The sequence below is a fragment of the Halobacillus naozhouensis genome, assembly GCF_029714185.1.
Classification (GTDB): Bacteria; Bacillota; Bacilli; order Bacillales; family Halobacillaceae; genus Halobacillus_A; species Halobacillus_A naozhouensis.
The window spans coordinates 2,427,257-2,445,098 of sequence record NZ_CP121671.1; the positions used below are offsets into that span (position 1 = coordinate 2,427,257).

18 protein-coding genes are annotated in these 17,842 nt (G+C 41.0%); 4 read left to right on the forward strand and 14 right to left on the reverse strand.

Annotation, left to right across the window (positions count from 1 at the left end):
- Window positions 1–102: 102 nt before the first annotated feature.
- A complete protein-coding gene (locus P9989_RS12785; RefSeq protein ID WP_283075290.1) occupies window positions 103–603 on the forward strand; it encodes a DUF1189 family protein in 501 nt (166 codons plus the stop codon).
- A 37-nt stretch (window positions 604–640) separates the two neighbouring features.
- Here P9989_RS12785 and P9989_RS12790 read toward each other — a convergent pair whose 3' ends face one another.
- Window positions 641–1,285, reverse strand: coding sequence for an NfeD family protein (locus P9989_RS12790; RefSeq protein ID WP_346274845.1), 645 nt, complete (start codon window positions 1,283–1,285; stop codon window positions 641–643).
- A 267-nt stretch (window positions 1,286–1,552) separates the two neighbouring features.
- Here P9989_RS12790 and ispG point away from each other — a divergent pair, with 267 nt between their 5' ends.
- Entirely contained in the window at window positions 1,553–2,656 is a 1,104-nt protein-coding gene (ispG, locus tag P9989_RS12795; protein ID WP_283078909.1) for a flavodoxin-dependent (E)-4-hydroxy-3-methylbut-2-enyl-diphosphate synthase, read from the forward strand.
- A 43-nt stretch (window positions 2,657–2,699) separates the two neighbouring features.
- Here ispG and P9989_RS12800 read toward each other — a convergent pair whose 3' ends face one another.
- Complete coding sequence (locus tag P9989_RS12800) at window positions 2,700–3,113, reverse strand: DUF4190 domain-containing protein (RefSeq protein ID WP_283075291.1); 414 nt, start codon at window positions 3,111–3,113, stop codon at window positions 2,700–2,702.
- 197 nt (window positions 3,114–3,310) lie between these two features.
- On the opposite strand from P9989_RS12800, the gene P9989_RS12805 reads away from it, so the two are divergent.
- Window positions 3,311–3,595: a DUF2624 domain-containing protein gene (locus P9989_RS12805; RefSeq protein ID WP_283075292.1), complete on the forward strand. Its 285-nt coding sequence runs from the start codon at window positions 3,311–3,313 to the stop codon at window positions 3,593–3,595.
- 32 nt (window positions 3,596–3,627) lie between these two features.
- Here P9989_RS12805 and P9989_RS12810 read toward each other — a convergent pair whose 3' ends face one another.
- Entirely contained in the window at window positions 3,628–4,521 is an 894-nt protein-coding gene (locus P9989_RS12810) for a deoxyribonuclease IV (protein WP_283075293.1), read from the reverse strand.
- A 17-nt stretch (window positions 4,522–4,538) separates the two neighbouring features.
- Entirely contained in the window at window positions 4,539–5,864 is a 1,326-nt protein-coding gene (locus P9989_RS12815) for a DEAD/DEAH box helicase (protein WP_283075294.1), read from the reverse strand.
- A gap of 159 nt (window positions 5,865–6,023) precedes the next feature.
- Between P9989_RS12815 and P9989_RS12820 the strand changes: the two genes are divergently transcribed.
- Complete coding sequence (locus P9989_RS12820) at window positions 6,024–6,971, forward strand: 4-hydroxy-3-methylbut-2-enyl diphosphate reductase (RefSeq protein WP_283075295.1); 948 nt, start codon at window positions 6,024–6,026, stop codon at window positions 6,969–6,971.
- A 40-nt stretch (window positions 6,972–7,011) separates the two neighbouring features.
- Here the strand turns inward: P9989_RS12820 and P9989_RS12825 are convergent, their stop codons facing one another.
- The 10 genes from P9989_RS12825 to glyQ all read right to left on the reverse strand — a co-directional run bounded on the left by P9989_RS12825 (window position 7,012) and on the right by glyQ (window position 17,672).
- Entirely contained in the window at window positions 7,012–8,124 is a 1,113-nt protein-coding gene (locus P9989_RS12825; RefSeq protein ID WP_283075296.1) for a Nif3-like dinuclear metal center hexameric protein, read from the reverse strand.
- Complete coding sequence (locus tag P9989_RS12830) at window positions 8,121–8,828, reverse strand: tRNA (adenine(22)-N(1))-methyltransferase (protein WP_283075297.1); 708 nt, start codon at window positions 8,826–8,828, stop codon at window positions 8,121–8,123. Before P9989_RS12830 ends, P9989_RS12825 begins: the two co-directional genes overlap by 4 nt.
- A gap of 63 nt (window positions 8,829–8,891) precedes the next feature.
- The gene (gene cccA / locus P9989_RS12835; protein ID WP_283075298.1) at window positions 8,892–9,254 is read right to left on the reverse strand and encodes a cytochrome c550; all 363 of its coding nucleotides are present in this window, start codon (window positions 9,252–9,254) and stop codon (window positions 8,892–8,894) included.
- Between the two features lie 434 nt (window positions 9,255–9,688).
- Window positions 9,689–10,816 (reverse strand): RNA polymerase sigma factor RpoD, encoded by a 1,128-nt coding sequence (gene rpoD, locus P9989_RS12840; RefSeq protein ID WP_283075299.1) that lies wholly within the window; start codon window positions 10,814–10,816, stop codon window positions 9,689–9,691.
- A gap of 33 nt (window positions 10,817–10,849) precedes the next feature.
- A complete protein-coding gene (gene dnaG / locus P9989_RS12845; RefSeq protein WP_283075300.1) occupies window positions 10,850–12,667 on the reverse strand; it encodes a DNA primase in 1,818 nt (605 codons plus the stop codon).
- Between the two features lie 61 nt (window positions 12,668–12,728).
- Entirely contained in the window at window positions 12,729–12,929 is a 201-nt protein-coding gene (locus tag P9989_RS12850) for a hypothetical protein (RefSeq protein ID WP_283075301.1), read from the reverse strand.
- Window positions 12,930–13,162: 233 nt separating this feature from the next.
- A complete protein-coding gene (locus P9989_RS12855; protein WP_283075302.1) occupies window positions 13,163–13,975 on the reverse strand; it encodes a pyruvate, water dikinase regulatory protein in 813 nt (270 codons plus the stop codon).
- A 28-nt stretch (window positions 13,976–14,003) separates the two neighbouring features.
- Window positions 14,004–14,633, reverse strand: a complete 630-nt coding sequence (ccpN, locus tag P9989_RS12860) for a transcriptional regulator CcpN (protein WP_283075303.1) — start codon at window positions 14,631–14,633, stop codon at window positions 14,004–14,006.
- Between the two features lie 74 nt (window positions 14,634–14,707).
- Window positions 14,708–16,795 carry a glycine--tRNA ligase subunit beta gene (gene glyS / locus P9989_RS12865; protein WP_283075304.1) on the reverse strand — a complete coding sequence of 696 codons (2,088 nt, stop codon included), beginning with the start codon at window positions 16,793–16,795 and terminating at the stop codon, window positions 14,708–14,710.
- On the reverse strand, window positions 16,788–17,672 hold the full coding sequence (gene glyQ, locus P9989_RS12870) for a glycine--tRNA ligase subunit alpha (RefSeq protein ID WP_283075305.1): 885 nt from the start codon (window positions 17,670–17,672) through the stop codon (window positions 16,788–16,790). The genes glyS and glyQ overlap by 8 nt, the downstream gene beginning before the upstream one ends.
- Window positions 17,673–17,842 lie beyond the last annotated feature (170 nt).

Genomic DNA, 17,842 nt, shown 5'->3' on the forward strand with positions numbered 1-17,842 from the left:
CTTAACATTAAATTTACAATCTTTTTTCTATAGTTTTGTTTTACTTGCATATATAGGGGATTGTCGATTACTATTGAAACGAAAATTAAAGGAGATATAATCATGAGTAAAACGCAACAATTAATCAAAAGTTTCTATCATTTCAAGATGCTCGCAGCCTTCCGCATTCAGCCAGTAGGCAAAGCCATCAGCTACCTCTTTTATTTAAGTTTAGTTGTCCTTATTCCTGTACTAGCCAGTTCAGTCTATACATATTTAAGTGGTCAAGATACAATTAACAGTACAATAAACAGAGGAATTTCAAGCGGTATATTTGTTGTGATCTTCCTCCCGTTCATTTTTTTCTTAATCGCGCTCAGTCTATTTGTACTCGTGTCCACAATCGCAGCCTTGGCCATCCCCTACATACGGATTAGAGGTTTACGTGCTGACTACAAACAGTTATGGAACATTTCTGCATTTGCAATCACTGCCCCTACCCTGGTCCTTGTTACTGTGGAATCGTTCATTTGGTCTGGTTCAATGCTGATTTATCTTTATTTATTTTTTACACTGTCTTATGTTCTATACACACTTAGCTATCTCCCTAAACGCCCTAAATAACCCCTTTACAATTAATTGTAAAGGGGTTTAGGTGACATCACTCTTCATTTAGCTTTTTCACAAGAATTTTTGTACCATCTACAGCCATGACTTTTACTTGTTCATCCTTGTAAATCCATTTTCCGTTTGATAATGCACTGTAATCTTCACCATCAACTTTAATCGTACCTGACGGCCTCATATCAGTTAATGCTTTGCCTGTAAGACCGACTAATCCGCTATAAGATTCTTTCATTGAGTTATATCCCATCTCTGTAGATAATTGATCAACAAGCGTAATTTTCGTCCACATTTCACGCCGCTTAAATACTTTAAGAAATAACAGTGAGGCAGCTCCCCCCAATAGTACTCCAATTACACTATACATTCCGGCTATCCAGTTCGGGGCACTCAGACTTACAGCAATAATCATAGCTGCACCCCCGATTGTGGCGAGCGTCCCATCATTCACCACTTTTCCATCTATTATAATGAGAACTAATCCAAATAAATAAACAACCATCATCATTACAAACATCTCAAAAGTTAAATAAGAAGAAAAGTAAATGGTTATAAACCCTAATCCCATCAAGCCTAGTAGTCCTCTCATATTGACTAACAATTCACCGACTAGAAACATCGTGCCAAATAGTGTAATTAAAAACACAATCCAATTATAAGAAAGTAAGTCCACCTGTTTCACACCCTCTCGCCTTCACTTCAAAGATAACATATATACGATTCATGTTTAGAAAACGTTTCATATTAAGCGATTGATTTTAAAACGGTGTAAACCATGATATAATCTGTTAAGCTGTTGACAGGAGTTAAGCTTTGACACAAAATATTTACATTCTAATGTCTCTATTCAAGAGGCATGACTTCTCATTTGCAAGAATACCCCTTATAATTAAGGATGGTTATGAAGTAAAACCTTGTTTCATATATAAAGGAGCGATTCTATATGGCAATAACTCACAGAAAAGATACCCGTCCTGTAAAGGTGGGAGATCTTACGATTGGTGGAGCAGATCAAGTCGTGATCCAATCCATGACAACGACTAAAACTCATGATGTAGAAGCTACGGTCGCAGAAATTAAACGTCTTGAAGAAGCAGGCTGTCAAGTTGTCCGGGTCGCTTGTCCTGATGATCGTGCAGCAGATGCCATCCCTGAAATAAAAAAACGTATTAACATTCCTCTTGTTGTAGATATTCACTTCGATTATAAAAAAGCGTTAAAAGCAATTGAAGGTGGAGCTGACAAGATCCGCATAAACCCAGGTAATATCGGTAAACGAGAAAAAGTTGAGGCAGTCGTGGAAGCTGCCAAAGCTAAAGGAATTCCAATTCGTATTGGGGTGAACGCAGGCTCATTAGAACGCCATATCTTAGAAAAATACGGTTATCCTACCGCTGAGGGCATGGTGGAAAGTGCGCTGCATCATATTAAAATCCTTGAAGACCTTGATTTCCATGATATTATCGTTTCACTTAAAGCTTCTGATGTTAAATTAGCCATCGAAGCATATGAAAAAGCGGCCGAAGCCATTTCCTACCCTCTTCACTTGGGAATTACTGAATCTGGTACGCTGTTTGCCGGAACGGTGAAAAGTGCAGCAGGGCTTGGAGCTATCCTAAGCAAAGGGATTGGAAGCACTCTAAGAATAAGCTTGAGCGCCGACCCTGTCGAGGAAGTTAAAGTGGCTCGTGAACTTCTTAAATCCTTTGGGCTGGCATCAAATGCCGCTACACTAATTTCTTGTCCTACATGCGGACGGATTGAGATCGACTTAATTTCGATTGCTAATGAAGTCGAAGAATATATTCAGACGATCAAAGCTCCGATTAAAGTAGCTGTTCTCGGTTGTGCTGTGAATGGACCGGGCGAAGCTCGTGAAGCGGATATAGGCATAGCAGGTGCAAGAGGAGAAGGACTTCTGTTCCGTCACGGGGAAATTATCCGTAAAGTACCAGAAGAAATAATGGTAGACGAACTTAAAAAAGAAGTGGATAAACTTGCAGAAGAGCATTATGAAAAAGAACGTTTAGAAAAAGAGAAGCAAAACGCGTAAATATAAAAAAGGTGGACCAACAATGGTCCACCTTTTTTCTGCGCTAAAATATATTGGCTGCCGAGGCAAAGAATAAGGAGAACAAGATAGATACAGCACTGATAATAAGTGCCATATTTCCAAGTGTATCTGCACCTTGACGTTTACCAATAATACCGAAAACGATCCCCACTATCCCTAATAAAAGGGGAGCAAAGAAAAAGGATAAGATAGCTGCGGATAGCCCTACCCAAGCCATACCTGTATTCACTTCATCCTGCATCGTGGTTTCACGCTCATCAGAATTCATTGACTGATTCATCGGCATGGTTTCTGCAGCAAATTCTTCCTCATAGCTGTCTCCGTATACTGGATCATTAGATCTTTCTTCAGCATCGCTAACTTGTTCTAATTGATCTTCAGTTTCCGGAGTTTCTTCCGTATTTTGATTCTCTACCCTTTCTTTGGGTTCATTCATGAGATCACCCTCACTTTCTAATTGGAGAATCAAGTTTAGTATGTGAAGGGATCTCTTTTTTAATGAAGGAAGTTGATGGGAATTAACGAGGCAAATAAATCATTTTAAAATAGGCTAAAAAATAGGCTAAATTGTGGAACAATTGTCTTCTCCTATCATACGTTGTAAGGAATAAGGAAACGGAGGAGTAACAATATATGAAACATGTGGCACAACAGATTGTGATGCAGAAATTAAGGCAATTAACTGTTGAAGACATCCTTCATTACAGTCAAAAGTATCAGATTAAAGTAACTAAAAGCGAAGCAGCACAAATTGTGTCCGCTCTAAAGAAAAATCAGGAGAATCCTTTCGATCCTAAAGGAAGACAACGGATGCTGAAAAATTTAGCAGCCATCACTTCTGCCGATACTGCTAAATCAGTCAACCGCATACTCATTAAACTTGCTAAGGAACACGGAGTTGAACATTGGCTTCAATAACAAAGAGAGTGCTTGCAGGCACTCTCTTTGAATTATTGTTCCATAATTTTTTCTTTTAATCCTTCATCATATTTTCCCGCTTTCAGCATATCAATTTCAAATCGGTAAGGAGGCTGTTTGTTTTTCTTATCCTCTCCAACATATGGGGTTTCAAGAATTTTTGGAACATCTTTAAAACTCGGATGATGAACAACATAATGCAGCGCCTCAAACCCGATATGCCCAAAACCAATATTCTCATGACGGTCTTTTCTTGCCCCTTGAGCGTTTTTGCTATCGTTCACATGAACTACTTTAATACGATCCAATCCGATAACTCGGTCAAATTCTTCGAGGACACCGTCAAAATCTTCTACAACATTATAGCCAGAATCATGAATGTGACAGGTATCCATACAAACAGACAGCTTTTCATTTAACGTTACACCTTCGATAATTTCTGCAAGCTCTTCAAAGCTGCGTCCGCATTCTGATCCCTTACCGGCCATGGTTTCTAAAGCAATTTGTACATTCTGATCTTTGTGCAGCACTTCATTCAATCCTTCAATAATCTTAGGGATGCCCTTGTCGGCACCCTGTCCTACATGTGATCCAGGATGCAAAACAATTTGCTTAGCACCTAATGCTTCCGTCCGGTCAATCTCATTCTTTAAAAAGTCTACCCCTAGTTGAAAGGTTTCAGGCTTTGTTGTGTTGCCGATATTTATAATGTATGGCGCGTGAACAACAAATTCATCGATGCCGTTCGTCTTCATGTGGTCAGTTCCGGCTTCGATATTTAATTCTTCAATTGGACGCCTTCTCGTATTCTGGGGTGCACCAGTATAGATCATAAATGTAGATGCCCCATATGATTCAGCCTCTTCACTAGCACCTAGCAGCATTTTCTTCCCTTTCATGGAAACATGTGAACCAATCTTCACCATATTTTCCCCTCCCATAACTATTTCCGCTTACCGCGATAACTGTTTCTTTTTAACTTTTTCGCATTTTGATCTATTTTCCGCTTCATCTTCTTTTTGTAACCTGGCTTAACCTTTTTCGGTTTTCTAACCAGCTGTTTGGCTTGCTTTTCCATATCAGATTCTTTGCGAGTTCGCTTTTGCCGTTCTTTATAGGAATGAGTTTCTTTCCACTCCCCGTTGGTCACTTCATAATAGGTAAATGTAAGACCGCGCTTCTCCAAGTTTTCAATCAAAGGTAAATCATCCTGTGAATAAAGATTGATCGCTGTCCCTTCCAATCCCGCTCTAGCTGTTCGGCCCACTCTGTGTATATAAAATTCTTCTTCTTTCGGCATTTGTGCGTTTATGACATGGCTGACTCCCTGAATATCAATTCCTCTAGAAGCAAGGTCAGTGGCTACAATATATTGATACTTCAGCCCCTGGATGTCTTTAAGCATACGTTTCCGCTCTCTCGGGGACAAGCCGCCGTGAATGATTCCAGTTTTTAAACCTCGGTCTAACAATTTATCGGCTAACTCATCAGCCTGTCCCTTTCCATTGGTGAATATAATCGCTAAATAAGGTTGAATGCTTTCCGTAATATTCATGATTACGTCAGCAGGCTCTTTATGGCGCAAAGCAACTAGGCGATGTTCCATCGATTCAGGGGAAGGCTTTTGATCTTTTATTTGAATATGAGTCGGGTTCGTAAGATATTTCTTCAAGAACGGCTGAAGACGTTCTGGAATAGTTGCTGAAAATACTAGCATCTGAAGCTCCTCATTCATACGAATAAGGATCTGGTCTACCTCTTCAATAAATCCTAAATCCAGCATTAAGTCTGCCTCGTCAAGTACAAAGGCATTTGCTTGATATAGATCGAGAGCTTCCTCTTTCACCATATCTAAAATCCGGCCAGGGGTCCCTACGACTATGTGAGGCGGGTTTGATGACAGTTTATCTATCATCTTTTGCTTGTCAGTGCCGCCAATCACGAGTTTCGCTCTCCACACTTCGGTTTTACCCGCAAACTGAATCGCTTTTCTTACTTCATCATAAATCTGTGTAGCCAACTCCCTGGTTGGAGCCGTCACCACAAACTGTACATGATTGCTGTTTTCGTTCAACTGGTTGAATAGCGGTAATAAATAGGCGTGCGTTTTTCCAGAGCCTGTATGTGACTGTCCTATCAGACTTTCTCCCCGTAACGCTGCCGGGATGACTTCTTTCTGTATTGGTGTCGGCTGATTAAAGCCTAATTGGTCTATAACTTGGTCAACGCTATTATTAATCGCGTATTGCTTAAATGAATGATTACGCATTCCTTAACTCCTTTAAAATAAATTGTTCCTTCTCTATTATAACCTGAGACTAGAGAGAATTGCACGAGGATGTAGACATTCTTTGTCATCTGTGCCATTACCATTTATAATAAGGGTGGAGACGAGAAATAGTTTGGCTTATAGAGGAGGACTTATTAAATGGAAGTCATTAAGATCGCACCTCGCGGTTATTGCTACGGTGTGGTGGATGCTATGGTAATTGCCCAAAACGCTGCCAAAGATCCCAATCTGCCACGCCCTATATATATTCTAGGTATGATTGTTCACAACTCACATGTAACGAATGCATTTGAAAACGAAGGTATAATAACAGTTGACGGTAAAGATCGTCTCGGGCTGCTGGAGGATATTAACGACGGTACAGTCATCTTCACAGCCCATGGTGTTTCACCGGAAGTTAAAGAACGAGCGAAAGCAAAAGGACTGACAACTCTTGATGCAACTTGCCCTGATGTTACGAATACTCATAATTTAATTCGTGACAGAGTGGCAGAAGGCTATGAAATCGTTTATGTAGGTAAAAAAGGCCACCCTGAACCAGAAGGCGCAATAGGAGTGGCACCAGGAAAAGTTCACCTCGTACAAACAGAAGAAGATGTAGAAGACCTGAACCTAGACCATGATAAGCTTCTCATTACGAACCAGACAACGATGAGTCAATGGGATGTTTATGATGTAATGGAAAAAGTCAAGGAAAAGTATCCTCATGTGGAGAAGCATCAAGAGATTTGTATGGCTACTCAAGTACGTCAAGAAGCTGTATCCGAGCAAGCTAAAGATGCTGACTTAACACTCGTGGTCGGTGATCCGATCAGTAATAATTCAAATCGACTTGCCCAAGTGTCTCAGGAAATTGCCGGTACACCGGCCTACCGTATTGCTGATATATCCGATTTAAAACTGGAATGGCTTGAAGGAGTGCAAACAGTAGCCGTTACTGCCGGAGCATCTACTCCCACACCAATTACAAAAGAAGTCATTAAATTTATCGAACAATACGATCCCGTAAATGAAGACGAATGGAGCCTTGAATCAAAAGTAGAACAGAAAAAGATTCTTCCTCGTGTAAAAGCGAAAAAGAAATAACACACAAAAATGCCACCGGCTACGGTGGCATTTTTGTGTGTTACATAAAGCGAAATGGTTCTGTTTGAGAACTTGAAACGACAAACGTAACCTCAGGTCCGCATTTCTCTTGCAAAAGCTCCTGCAGCTTAGGTGCCACAACTTTTTCCACATGATGCCCTGGATCAATTAATGCTAGCCCCATTTGCTCAGCATCTTGTGCGAGATGAAAAGAGAGATCTCCCGTAATATATACATCCGCGCCTGTCTTCTTAGCGTCATGGATATACTTTTCCCCACTACCTCCAAGGATGGCAACTGTCTTAATCAATTGATCAGGGTTCCCTACATACCGTAAAGCTGGGATGTCGTACTGTTGCTTTACTACATGGCATAATTCACTTAAGGTCAACTCCTTTGAGAGTGTTCCTACTCTTCCTACTCCCCTCTTTTCCCCATTATTAAGTACTGGATAGAGGTCATAGGCTGCTTCCTCATAAGGATGTGCGTGGTTCATAGCATCCAGTACGGCTGAGAGTCTGGACTTCGGAAAAATGGTTTCAAGACGATATTCATCAACTCTTTCTAACTCCCCTTGCTTTCCGATGAAGGGATCTGTACCCTCAAGCGGAATAAACGTCCCTTGACCTTTCGACTGAAAAGTACAATGACTATATGCGCCTAAATGGCCGGCCCCTGCTTCACTTATAGCATTTCGAAGAGTATCAGCATAGTCTTCAGGTACAAAGACCGCAAGCTTTACTAAGTCATCCTGCCCTGTCTCTATCATGGGCACCAGATCTTCCAGTTCCAAAAGATCTGCCATCACATCATTTACTCCTCCAGCTGCAACATCTAAATCCGTATGAGCCGCATAAACAGTGATATCATGCTGGAGCAGTTTACTAATGACTCTGCCTTTTGGTGTGTCTGTATTAATTTGCTTTAATGAAACAAACAATAAGGGATGATGGGCAATAATTAAATCCACATTTTTTTCGATGGCCTCGTCTACTACATTTTCCAATACATCAAGTGTGATCATCACTTTGCTCACAGGCTTATGTAACGATCCTACCTGAAGACCTACATTGTCCCAATCAAACGCATAGTGTTTCGGTGAGATCTCGTCCAACTGTTGAATGACACCCTTTGCCTTAATGGTGCTTGTCATTGTTCAAGAGCCTCCTTTATCCACTCTAATTCGAATTGAAAACGTCTCATCTTCTCTTCATCAGGTTGTTTTGAGCCGCTTATCTGTTTTAAAATATTCTCCTTTTTACTTTTTTCCTGCTTCCATTTCTTTTTAAACACTGAATTGTTTTCCTTTAATAACAATGGCCCTAACCACAACTGTTTTTGCAGATTTTGATGGTCATAGTTTTTTCCTGGCTCTCCTCTTTCAGCAACGAGTACTTCGTAAATATGGCCATTCTCTTCAAGAATTGTTTCCTGAACTAAGCAAAAGCGATTTTCGTAAAACCATTGACGGATTGTGCGGGCATCAATGTTAGGCTGGACAATAATTCTTGATACTCGACCTAACTTATCTTTTCCGTTTTCTAAAATATCCCGAATAAGCGGCCCACCCATACCTGCTATGACAACTTGCTTCACTTCATCTGCTTTTAATACGTTTAAGCCATCCCCTAACCTGACATCTATCCGACCTGCTAACTCATGTGAATAGACTTCTTCAACGGCACTCTGATAGGGACCTTTATTTACCTCTCCAGCTACAGCACTGGCTTTATGATCATGGAGACAAACATAACAAGGAAGGTAAGCATGATCTGAGCCGATATCAGCGAAGCATGCTCCCTTTGGCAAGTATTCTGCCACCTTTGCCAGACGCTCTGACAATCGAGTTACCTTCATACATCACTTTCCTTTCAAAAAAGAAAAGCTTTCTGGAAGGAACAGAAAGCTTTTCTCATCGGTTTATTTTTTTTCGGCCAACCATTGGGCTAGCTTCGCTGCTTGCTCTCCTGTATAGAGACCTGCTGGCATCTGGGAGCCTTTACCATTTATAATAATGTCTTGTATTTCTTTTGCAGAGTAACGACTTCCGACCTGTTGCAGGTTCGGCCCGACGCCTCCACTCAAGTCACCACCATGACAGCTGGCACATTTAGCCTGGAACATTTCTTCCGGACTAGCATTTGCCGTCTGCTCTTGTGCTCCACCTTCTTCTTCATTCTGAATTGCTTCTTTTTGATTTACACCTATCCCTGAAATAACAATCATAGCCAAAATTCCTAAAACAGCAATAATTGCAAAAGGAATCACAGGGTTTCTCTTCATAACTTGCATCCTCCTTATGTATTCCTCTTTTAGTGTAACAACTATCTTACAGACTATACTTATTTTACTTGAAAACCTCTATTTAGAAAAGGGAAAACGTATGAAAACTTGTAAAACAATTAGAAAACTTTGCAAGAGAAGACCATAGCGACCTGCTGCCTTTTACCTAATAGAGAATAAGCCCCCTATTAAACACGTCTTTTCAATAGTTGTGGGATGTAATTGAGCATCAAACAAATGTCGACAAAAGCCCTGTTTGCAATATGAAGCTCAATTCAGTAAAATAAATGACAAGAAATGAAAGGAGCCATAATCTCTTTAATGATGGTCTCCATGCGATGGCCTATTGTGTTCTCACACATATTAATGTAAAAAAAAGGGACCCACATACTAAACGGTTTTAGCAAGGGACCCTCGTAAACAAGGACTTGATTCTATTCCATAAAATCTTTTAATCGTTTACTTCTGCTAGGGTGTCTGAGCTTACGAAGAGCTTTTGCTTCGATTTGACGAATGCGTTCTCTTGTTACGCCAAATACTTTTCCAACTTCTTCAAGGGTGCGTGTACGTCCATCATCCAGCCCGAACCGAAGGCGAAGTACATTCTCTTCACGATCAGTCAAGGTATCCAGTACGTCTTCTAGCTGTTCTTTTAATAATTCATAGGCAGCATGGTCGGATGGGGAGGTAGCTTCCTGATCTTCAATGAAATCACCGAGATGGGAATCATCTTCTTCTCCAATCGGAGTTTCAAGAGAGACTGGTTCCTGAGCAATTTTTAAGATTTCACGGACCTTATCAGGAGTAAGTTCCATATCCTGAGCAATTTCTTCTGGAGTCGGTTCACGCCCCAAATCTTGTAGTAATTGTCGCTGAACGCGAATTAACTTATTGATCGTTTCAACCATGTGAACAGGAATTCGAATCGTACGCGCCTGATCGGCTATAGCACGTGTGATAGCTTGTCTAATCCACCATGTGGCATACGTGCTAAATTTGTACCCCTTACGATAATCGAACTTCTCAACAGCTTTAATTAGGCCCATATTACCTTCCTGGATTAAATCTAAGAAGAGCATTCCCCGGCCTACATATCTTTTTGCGATGCTGACGACTAATCGTAAGTTCGCTTCTGCAAGATCGCGTTTCGCTTCCTCATCACCATTTTCAATGCGTTGAGCCAAACTGATTTCGTCCTTGGCAGATAGAAGGTTAACTCTTCCTATTTCTTTCAGGTACATCCGAACAGGATCGTTTATTTTAACACCTGGAGGTACGCTCAGGTCGTTTAAGTTAAATTCTTCTTCTTTATTCAATTGCTGCATACTAGGATCCTGCTCCGAGTCACCGATTACCTCTACACCCTGCTCATTCAAATGCTCGTAATACTCATCCATTTGATCTGAGTCTAACTCAAAGCTTGAAAGTTTCTCTGCCACTTCTTCATAGGCGAGAGCCCCTCGCTTTTTACCCATTTCAAGTAATTGCTCTTTTGCCTGATCAAGGGTCAATTCATTTTCATTTTCTTTAGAACGTGATGGCTGTTGTTGCTTATCCGCCATAAGTCCCCCTCCTTCCGACTATCCAATACCAGTTTAATGAGTGTTTTTCAACTCTTGTTTTCGTCTCAAAATTTTCATGGCAATCTCTGCTGCTTTTATCGGCTCATTGTGCTGTTCAGCTCGTTTAAGCTCAGCCTCTAAGCTCTTAATATCGACCCGATCACTGTTTTCCAATCGAATCTGATGAATATAGTCATCAATTTCCTTATCCGACACTTCCTCATCAGCCAATGGTGCCATAGCTAAATGGATAACAAGGTTTCTCAAAGATGGATCTTCAATCCGTTCAACAAATTGACTAATATCTGATTCATGACCGTCTTCATAATATGCGTAAAGATGCGTGACAATGACCTGATGTTCGGTAATATTAAACGAACCACCTAATTCTTCTTGAACTTTATCAGCAATAAAAGGGTTTTTCAACATATATGCTATCAGCTTTCTCTCAGCATTATGAAAAGCCGGGAGCAGTTTATGATGAACGTTTTTTGGGCTTGTAGAATTAGTATGTCGCCTCTTATCCATGCTATCCAGTTTAGACTGATGGAGTCTGAGCTGTTCCACTTCATCCTTTAAGGTACTAATGGACATTTGAAATTCTTCTGCTATTTCGTTCAGATAATGTTCCCTTTCAATTGCGCGGTCTAATTGTGCAACCTCTTGTAATACCCTTTCGATAAAAGTAATCCGATCTCCTTCTAATTGAAGATTAAAGCTTCGCCTTAAATAGCGGATCATAAAAGAAGTATATGGATCACTAGCATCTAATATTTCACGCCTGAAGCGATCGCCGCCAAATTTTTTAATGAATTCATCCGGATCCATTTCATTCGGCACCCGGGCTACATTCGTTTCACAACCAGCTTTCTTTAGCAGCTTTGCTGCTTTAACAGCAGCCTCTATCCCTGCGTCATCGCCGTCATAACAAATAATAACCTTGTCGGCATAACGTTTTATAAGTTGGGCTTGGGTATCTGAGACTGATGTACCCATGGTGGCAATCCCATTCTGGATGCCTGTCTGATCTGCAGATATAACATCAGCGTACCCCTCAAATAAAATAATCTGGTTTTGTTTTCTAATGGACCCCCGTGCCAAATCAAAATTATACAGAAGGCGTCCTTTTTGAAACAGGTCAGTCTCTGGACTATTTAAATACTTGGGCTCCTGCGCACCAGTTGATCGTCCAGCAAAGGCTACTGTTTTACCGAGATGGTTACGGAGAGGAAACATAATTCTTCCTCTGAATCGGTCGAAATACCCACCTTGTTCATTAGTATTCAATAAACCAGCCTTTACCATTTGCTGAGGATGAAAACCTTTCTTTTCTAAAAAGGTTACTACGAAGTCATTCGAACTTGGAGAATACCCTAGCTGGTGTCTATTTATCGTGTCTTCCGTAAAGCCACGTTGTAATAAATACTCGTAGGCGTCTTGTCCTTCTTTCGAATTTCGCAATAAATGATGATAAAGCTTTGTTAACCAGGCGTGCGCATCCAGAATACTCTGTGATTCCGGGTCATGCTCCGGCTGTTGAGTTTCATTGAATTGTTCTGGCAAGGCCTGGCCAGTCTGGTCAGCTACCCTTTTTACCGCCTGAAGGAAACTATATCCTTCTATTTCCATTAGAAAAGAATAGACGTTCCCACCCTTTCCGCATCCAAAACAATGAAAGATTTGTTTATCCGCGGATACGGAAAAGGAAGGAGTATTCTCACCGTGGAAGGGGCATAATCCGAAATAGTTCCTACCCTGCTTCTTTAATTGAACATATTCGCCCACAACGTCTACAATATCTACCGCTTTGCGAATTTCATCTACTTTTTCCTCTGGAATGTGTCCAGCCATTTTTATCACCAAATTACAAAGATTATCACTCGATCCATCTACTCCTATCATTCGTCAGGATTTATTTCAGGGCATGCACAAAATTCTCACGATTTTGTTTTGTAACCATCTTTACTCTTACTGGATCGTTTGATGCCTGAAATAATTCTGAACCATGATCTTCTGTATAGCCCTCTCCTATTAGTTTACCTCTAGGAGTAATAACGTAAACCTTACGAGCAATAAGCAATACAGCTATGGTCTTTGTTTTAGCATAATTCAATAATTCTACAATAAACCAAAGAATCCTTCCCATTTCTTAATGTTTTATTTTTCTGAAAGTAATTAAGACTTCTATCATTTTTTCACAAAAATCCATTATAATACATTGGATCATAAAAATCTATAATTTTCTTTCGAATTTTTTAACACCCAAAGCTAAACCGCCATGTGTTCTATGTTTGACCCCAACAAAAGCCGCGCTACAGAAAGCGCGACTCATTTATTCTGTTAATATTATTTTAAAGAATCTTCTCTTAGCTTATTAACAATAACATTAGCTGTTTCTTCAACCGCCTTATGTGAAACATCAATAACATGGCAGCCAATTTTCTCCACTACATGATTAAAATGCTCGATTTCCTGATGGATGCGGTCCATATTCGCATAACTTGCCTGTTCACCTAATCCAAGCGATTTCAGACGTTCTTTTCGGATATCATTTAATTTCTCCGGGCTGATCTTCAGACCAATACACTTATTTGGATTTACTTTAAACAATTCGTCTGGCGGGTCGACCTCAGGAACAATCGGAACATTCGCCACCTTTAATCGTTTATGAGCTAAATACTGGGATAAAGGTGTCTTAGAGGTCCTCGAGACTCCGATCAGGATAATATCCGCTTTGGAAATCCCTCTGGCATCTCTGCCATCATCATACTTAACAGCGAATTCAATCGCCTCCACGCGCTTGAAGTAATCTTCATCCAATTTATGGACAAGACCTGGCTCAAGCCTTGGTTCAGCGTTAAAGAAACGCTGCATAGCATCCATCATAGGCCCCATAATGTCGATGCATTCAATATTTTCCTGCCTGGCTCTGGCTAAAAGATGCTGCCTGAATTCTGGTGCTACCAAGGTAAAGCCTATCAATGCCTCGTGCTCTTTTGCCTGGGCAATTGTTTCATTGATGGTCCCTTTATCCTCTACATATGGTATTCTCTGAACATCGAAAGGGCCATCGTCGAATTGGCTGAGTGCAGCCTTTACAACTAACTCAGCAGTTTCTCCTACAGAATCAGATAGGATATAAATACATGGTTTCTTCATCCGTCATCCCCCATTTCATAGGAGTTGCTCATAGGTGTTGATCTCTTGCAAGCTCCACTAAAGCTTTAGTAATACTGGTTTTTGTTAAACGACCTACAACTTCTAATCCTTGATCATTAGGTTTTACGACGGGCAGGCCGTCGATTTGCTTTTCAATCAGCTTTTGGGCGGCATCTAATAGCAAATCGTCCTTTTCACAAATGGATATGTTAGGCATTCTCGTCATAATAATATGAACGGGTATAGATGTTAAATCTTGATTTCCTATGCTGGCTCGTAATAAGTCTTTCCTCGAAAGTACCCCTACGAGTAATGATTGTTCCTTCGTAACGAATAATGTCCCCACGTCCTCCAGAAACATTGTACAAATCGCATCGTAAACAGAAACATCCTCTTCCACCACAATGGGCAGCCCTTGATATTCATGTACTTTAAACTTTTTCAGCTTTTCAGTTAAGAGCTCCGACCCGGTTTTCCCGGTAAAAAAGTAACCTACCCGGGGACGAGCATCTAAAAATCCCGCCATTGTTAAAATGGCTAAGTCAGGCCGTAATGTAGCTCTAGTCAAACTTAATTTATCTGCTATATTCTCACCAGTAATCGGTCCGTTGTCTTTTACAATTTGGATAATTTGTTCTTGTCGGTTGGATAAATCCATTCCTTCACCACCTAATCACTAACTGTGACATACTATTTAACTATTATAGCACATTATTAGGAACTTGAAGGCTGTTAAAACTGCTGTTTCCATTGGATCGCATTAAAATCTGCAAAGGACATGATGTCATCAGAAATTAAATGTAACAATCCCAACCGGTTCTGTTTTACCTTTTCATCCTCAGCCATCACCATCGTTTTATCGAAAAACAGATGGATAGGTTCAGTAAGCTCAGTTAACTTACGCAACGCCTTCTCCGGCTGTTCAGTTGCCATCAATTGCTTATATTCGTCATGCACCTGCTGGTAACTCTCATAAAGATCCGCTTCTGATTTATTCTCAAATAGCTCCGGATTCACTTCAGAAGTTACAGCTTTCTCCGCAAGGTTTAAGACCCGGCCCAATGCTTCCTGAGAGGACTTGAAACTCGGATCCTGTCGTTTATCAGCAAGTATCTTAGCCTTTTCGATGGTTACGGGATAGACATGGATCCCATGAACTAATACAGCTTCAACGATATCAGGTTCAATCCCTTCATCTTTCAGTAAGTATGAGGCACGAATCGTAAAGAATTCCTGAACATCCTGCTTTACTTCTGCTTCATTTCGTTCAGAAAGCTGTTCTTTCGCGTAAAGTTTATAAACTATATCAAGCAAGTGCTCCAAAGAAACCGGCCAATTGTTCTGTCTCAAAATCTGTAATACGCCAAGCGCCTGTCGTCTTAACCCATAAGGATCCTGTGAACCGGTTGGGATGATCCCGATTGAGATGGAACCAATAATGGTGTCCAATTTATCAGCAATGCTGACCACGGAACCAATCACGGTTGCAGGGAGCTCTCCACCAGCTTGTGTAGGCATATAATGTTCTCTGATAGCCACTGCGACGTCTTCCTCCTCACCGAATAGACGAGCATACTTCTCACCCATAATCCCTTGAAGTTCAGAAAACTCATCAACCATATGTGTGACCAAATCAAACTTGCAAAGTTCTGCTGCCCTGATGGCTTTAGCAGCTGCCGCCTCAGAGAAATCAAGCAGTGTACTTATTTCGTCGGTAATCGCTTTTACTCGGTCCACCTTATCAGCAAGTGTTCCGAGCTCCTCCTGATACACCATTTTTTGAAGCTTAGCTGCTTTCTTTTCCAGCGATCCTTTTTGATCCTCTCTGTAGAAAAACTGAGCATCAGCAAGTCTGGCTTTTAATACCTTTTCATTCCCACGAGACACTGTATCTAAATGTTCACTATTTCCATTTCGAACCGCAACAAAATACGGCTGAAGGCTGCCGTCTCCCCCCCTGATAGGAAAGTAACGCTGGTGTTCCTTCATAGATGTGATAAGCGCTTCTTCAGGTACTTCTAGAAATTCATCACTAAATGCACCACTGAAAACAGTAGGGTATTCAACGAGGTGAGTCACCTCATTAAGCAGTGCCTCGTCCTTCATAATCAGCCAGTTTTCGGCCTCTTCCAGCTGTGATAACTGTTCCACAATGAGTTGTTTCCGCTTATTTACATCTGCAATTACGAACTCCCGCTCCATGACAGTTTCATACTCTTCAGCCTCTGAGATAGTTGGGCTGTGGCTTCCCAAAAACCGGTGACCATAAGTATGTTTAGCAGATGTCACTTTCCCGATCTGGAAAGGAATGACGGTATCCCCATATAAAGCAACGATCCAGCGAATAGGCCTGATGAATCGAAGGTCAGAGTTTCCCCACCTCATATTTTTAGGAAAGCTCAGGCCTAGCAGCACTTCTCTAAATCCTGCTAATAACTGGAAGGATGATTCACCTTTTGTAAACTTATTGATATGAACATATTCCGTTCCATTTATTTCTTTAAAATAAATGTCGTCAACTTTTTGTCCCTGTCCTTTTGAAAAACCGATAGCGGCTTTTGACCAATTGCCCTCTTCATCCAGAGCAATCTTCTTTGCCGGGCCTTTCACTTCTTCTTCCATATCAGGCTGTTGCTCAGCCACATCGGAAATTTTTACAGCAAGGCGTCTTGGTGTCGCATAACCTTGGATCGCTCCGCAGGGTATGCGATTTTCCTTAAACCAGTCTTTAGTACGGACAGTAAGCTGATGTAGAGCATCATCAATAAATCTTGCTGGCATTTCCTCAAGGCCTAGCTCAAATAAAACGGTCCTATTCATGACTTCCCTCCTCCTTTAACATTGGGAATCCTAGTCTTTCTCTTTCTTCTACATAGGTTTTAGCTATTTTCCGTGCCAAATTCCTTACCCGTGAAATATATCCTGTTCGTTCTGTAACTGAAATAACGCCTTTGGCATCTAACAAGTTAAAGGTGTGTGAGCATTTCAAGACATAGTCGTACGCCGGGAATACAAGTCCTGCTTCCATAATACGTTTAGCCTCTTTTTCATAAATAGAAAAGAGTTCAAACAACATTTCATCATCGGATTGCTCAAATGTATAGACAGAATGCTCATATTCAGGTTGAGTGTAGATGTCACCTACAGTAACGCCGTCTGTCCACTCTAGTTCGAATACATCTTCTTTATCCTGGATGTAGGAAGCTAAACGCTCAATTCCATAAGTGATTTCAGCAGACACGGGACGTGCTTCTAGACCGCCAATCTGCTGAAAATAAGTAAATTGAGTAATTTCCATTCCGTCTAGCCATACTTCCCATCCAAGTCCTGCTGCTCCTAAAGTCGGGTTCTCCCAATTGTCCTCTACAAAACGGATGTCATGCTTGGCTGGATCAATCCCCAGTGCAATTAAAGAATCTAAGTATAATTCCTGAATGTGATCAGGTGAAGGCTTCATAATGACCTGAAATTGGTGATGCTGGTAGAGCCGATTTGGATTTTGACCATACCTGCCATCTGCTGGTCTTCGAGATGGTTCCACGTATGCCACATTCCAGGGTTCGGGCCCCAGACTTCTAAGTAATGTCATAGGGGACATAGTTCCTGCCCCTTTTTCAGTATCATACGCTTGCATAAGTAAACAACCCTGGTTAGACCAATGATTCTGCAAGGTTTGGATCATCGTTTGTATATTCAAATTCATTTACCTCCTCTTTCAAATTGATATCTAGAGAAAATTTCCCGTTACATGAAACCGCACATAAAGAAACCCCGTTCCTATGCCTCACGACATAGGGACGGGGTTTCCGCGGTTCCACCCTACTTGCCTGCCATTTACTTAAAAAATAGCAAGCCGCTTTGAAACGA

What these genes read in the sequence shown, in the direction of transcription:
- P9989_RS12785 (WP_283075290.1), top strand. Translation starts at nt 103, where the DNA reads ATGAGTAAAACGCAACAATTAATCAAAAGTTTCTATCATTTCAAGATG.
- P9989_RS12800 (WP_283075291.1), bottom strand. Translation starts at nt 3,113, where the DNA reads ATGAATGAACCCAAAGAAAGGGTAGAGAATCAAAATACGGAAGAAACT.
- P9989_RS12805 (WP_283075292.1), top strand. Translation starts at nt 3,311, where the DNA reads ATGAAACATGTGGCACAACAGATTGTGATGCAGAAATTAAGGCAATTA.
- P9989_RS12810 (WP_283075293.1), bottom strand. Translation starts at nt 4,521, where the DNA reads ATGGTGAAGATTGGTTCACATGTTTCCATGAAAGGGAAGAAAATGCTG.
- P9989_RS12815 (WP_283075294.1), bottom strand. Translation starts at nt 5,864, where the DNA reads ATGCGTAATCATTCATTTAAGCAATACGCGATTAATAATAGCGTTGAC.
- P9989_RS12820 (WP_283075295.1), top strand. Translation starts at nt 6,024, where the DNA reads ATGGAAGTCATTAAGATCGCACCTCGCGGTTATTGCTACGGTGTGGTG.
- P9989_RS12825 (WP_283075296.1), bottom strand. Translation starts at nt 8,124, where the DNA reads ATGACAAGCACCATTAAGGCAAAGGGTGTCATTCAACAGTTGGACGAG.
- P9989_RS12830 (WP_283075297.1), bottom strand. Translation starts at nt 8,828, where the DNA reads ATGAAGGTAACTCGATTGTCAGAGCGTCTGGCAAAGGTGGCAGAATAC.
- cccA (WP_283075298.1), bottom strand. Translation starts at nt 9,254, where the DNA reads ATGAAGAGAAACCCTGTGATTCCTTTTGCAATTATTGCTGTTTTAGGA.
- rpoD (WP_283075299.1), bottom strand. Translation starts at nt 10,816, where the DNA reads ATGGCGGATAAGCAACAACAGCCATCACGTTCTAAAGAAAATGAAAAT.
- dnaG (WP_283075300.1), bottom strand. Translation starts at nt 12,667, where the DNA reads ATGGCTGGACACATTCCAGAGGAAAAAGTAGATGAAATTCGCAAAGCG.
- P9989_RS12855 (WP_283075302.1), bottom strand. Translation starts at nt 13,975, where the DNA reads ATGAAGAAACCATGTATTTATATCCTATCTGATTCTGTAGGAGAAACT.
- ccpN (WP_283075303.1), bottom strand. Translation starts at nt 14,633, where the DNA reads ATGGATTTATCCAACCGACAAGAACAAATTATCCAAATTGTAAAAGAC.
- glyS (WP_283075304.1), bottom strand. Translation starts at nt 16,795, where the DNA reads ATGAATAGGACCGTTTTATTTGAGCTAGGCCTTGAGGAAATGCCAGCA.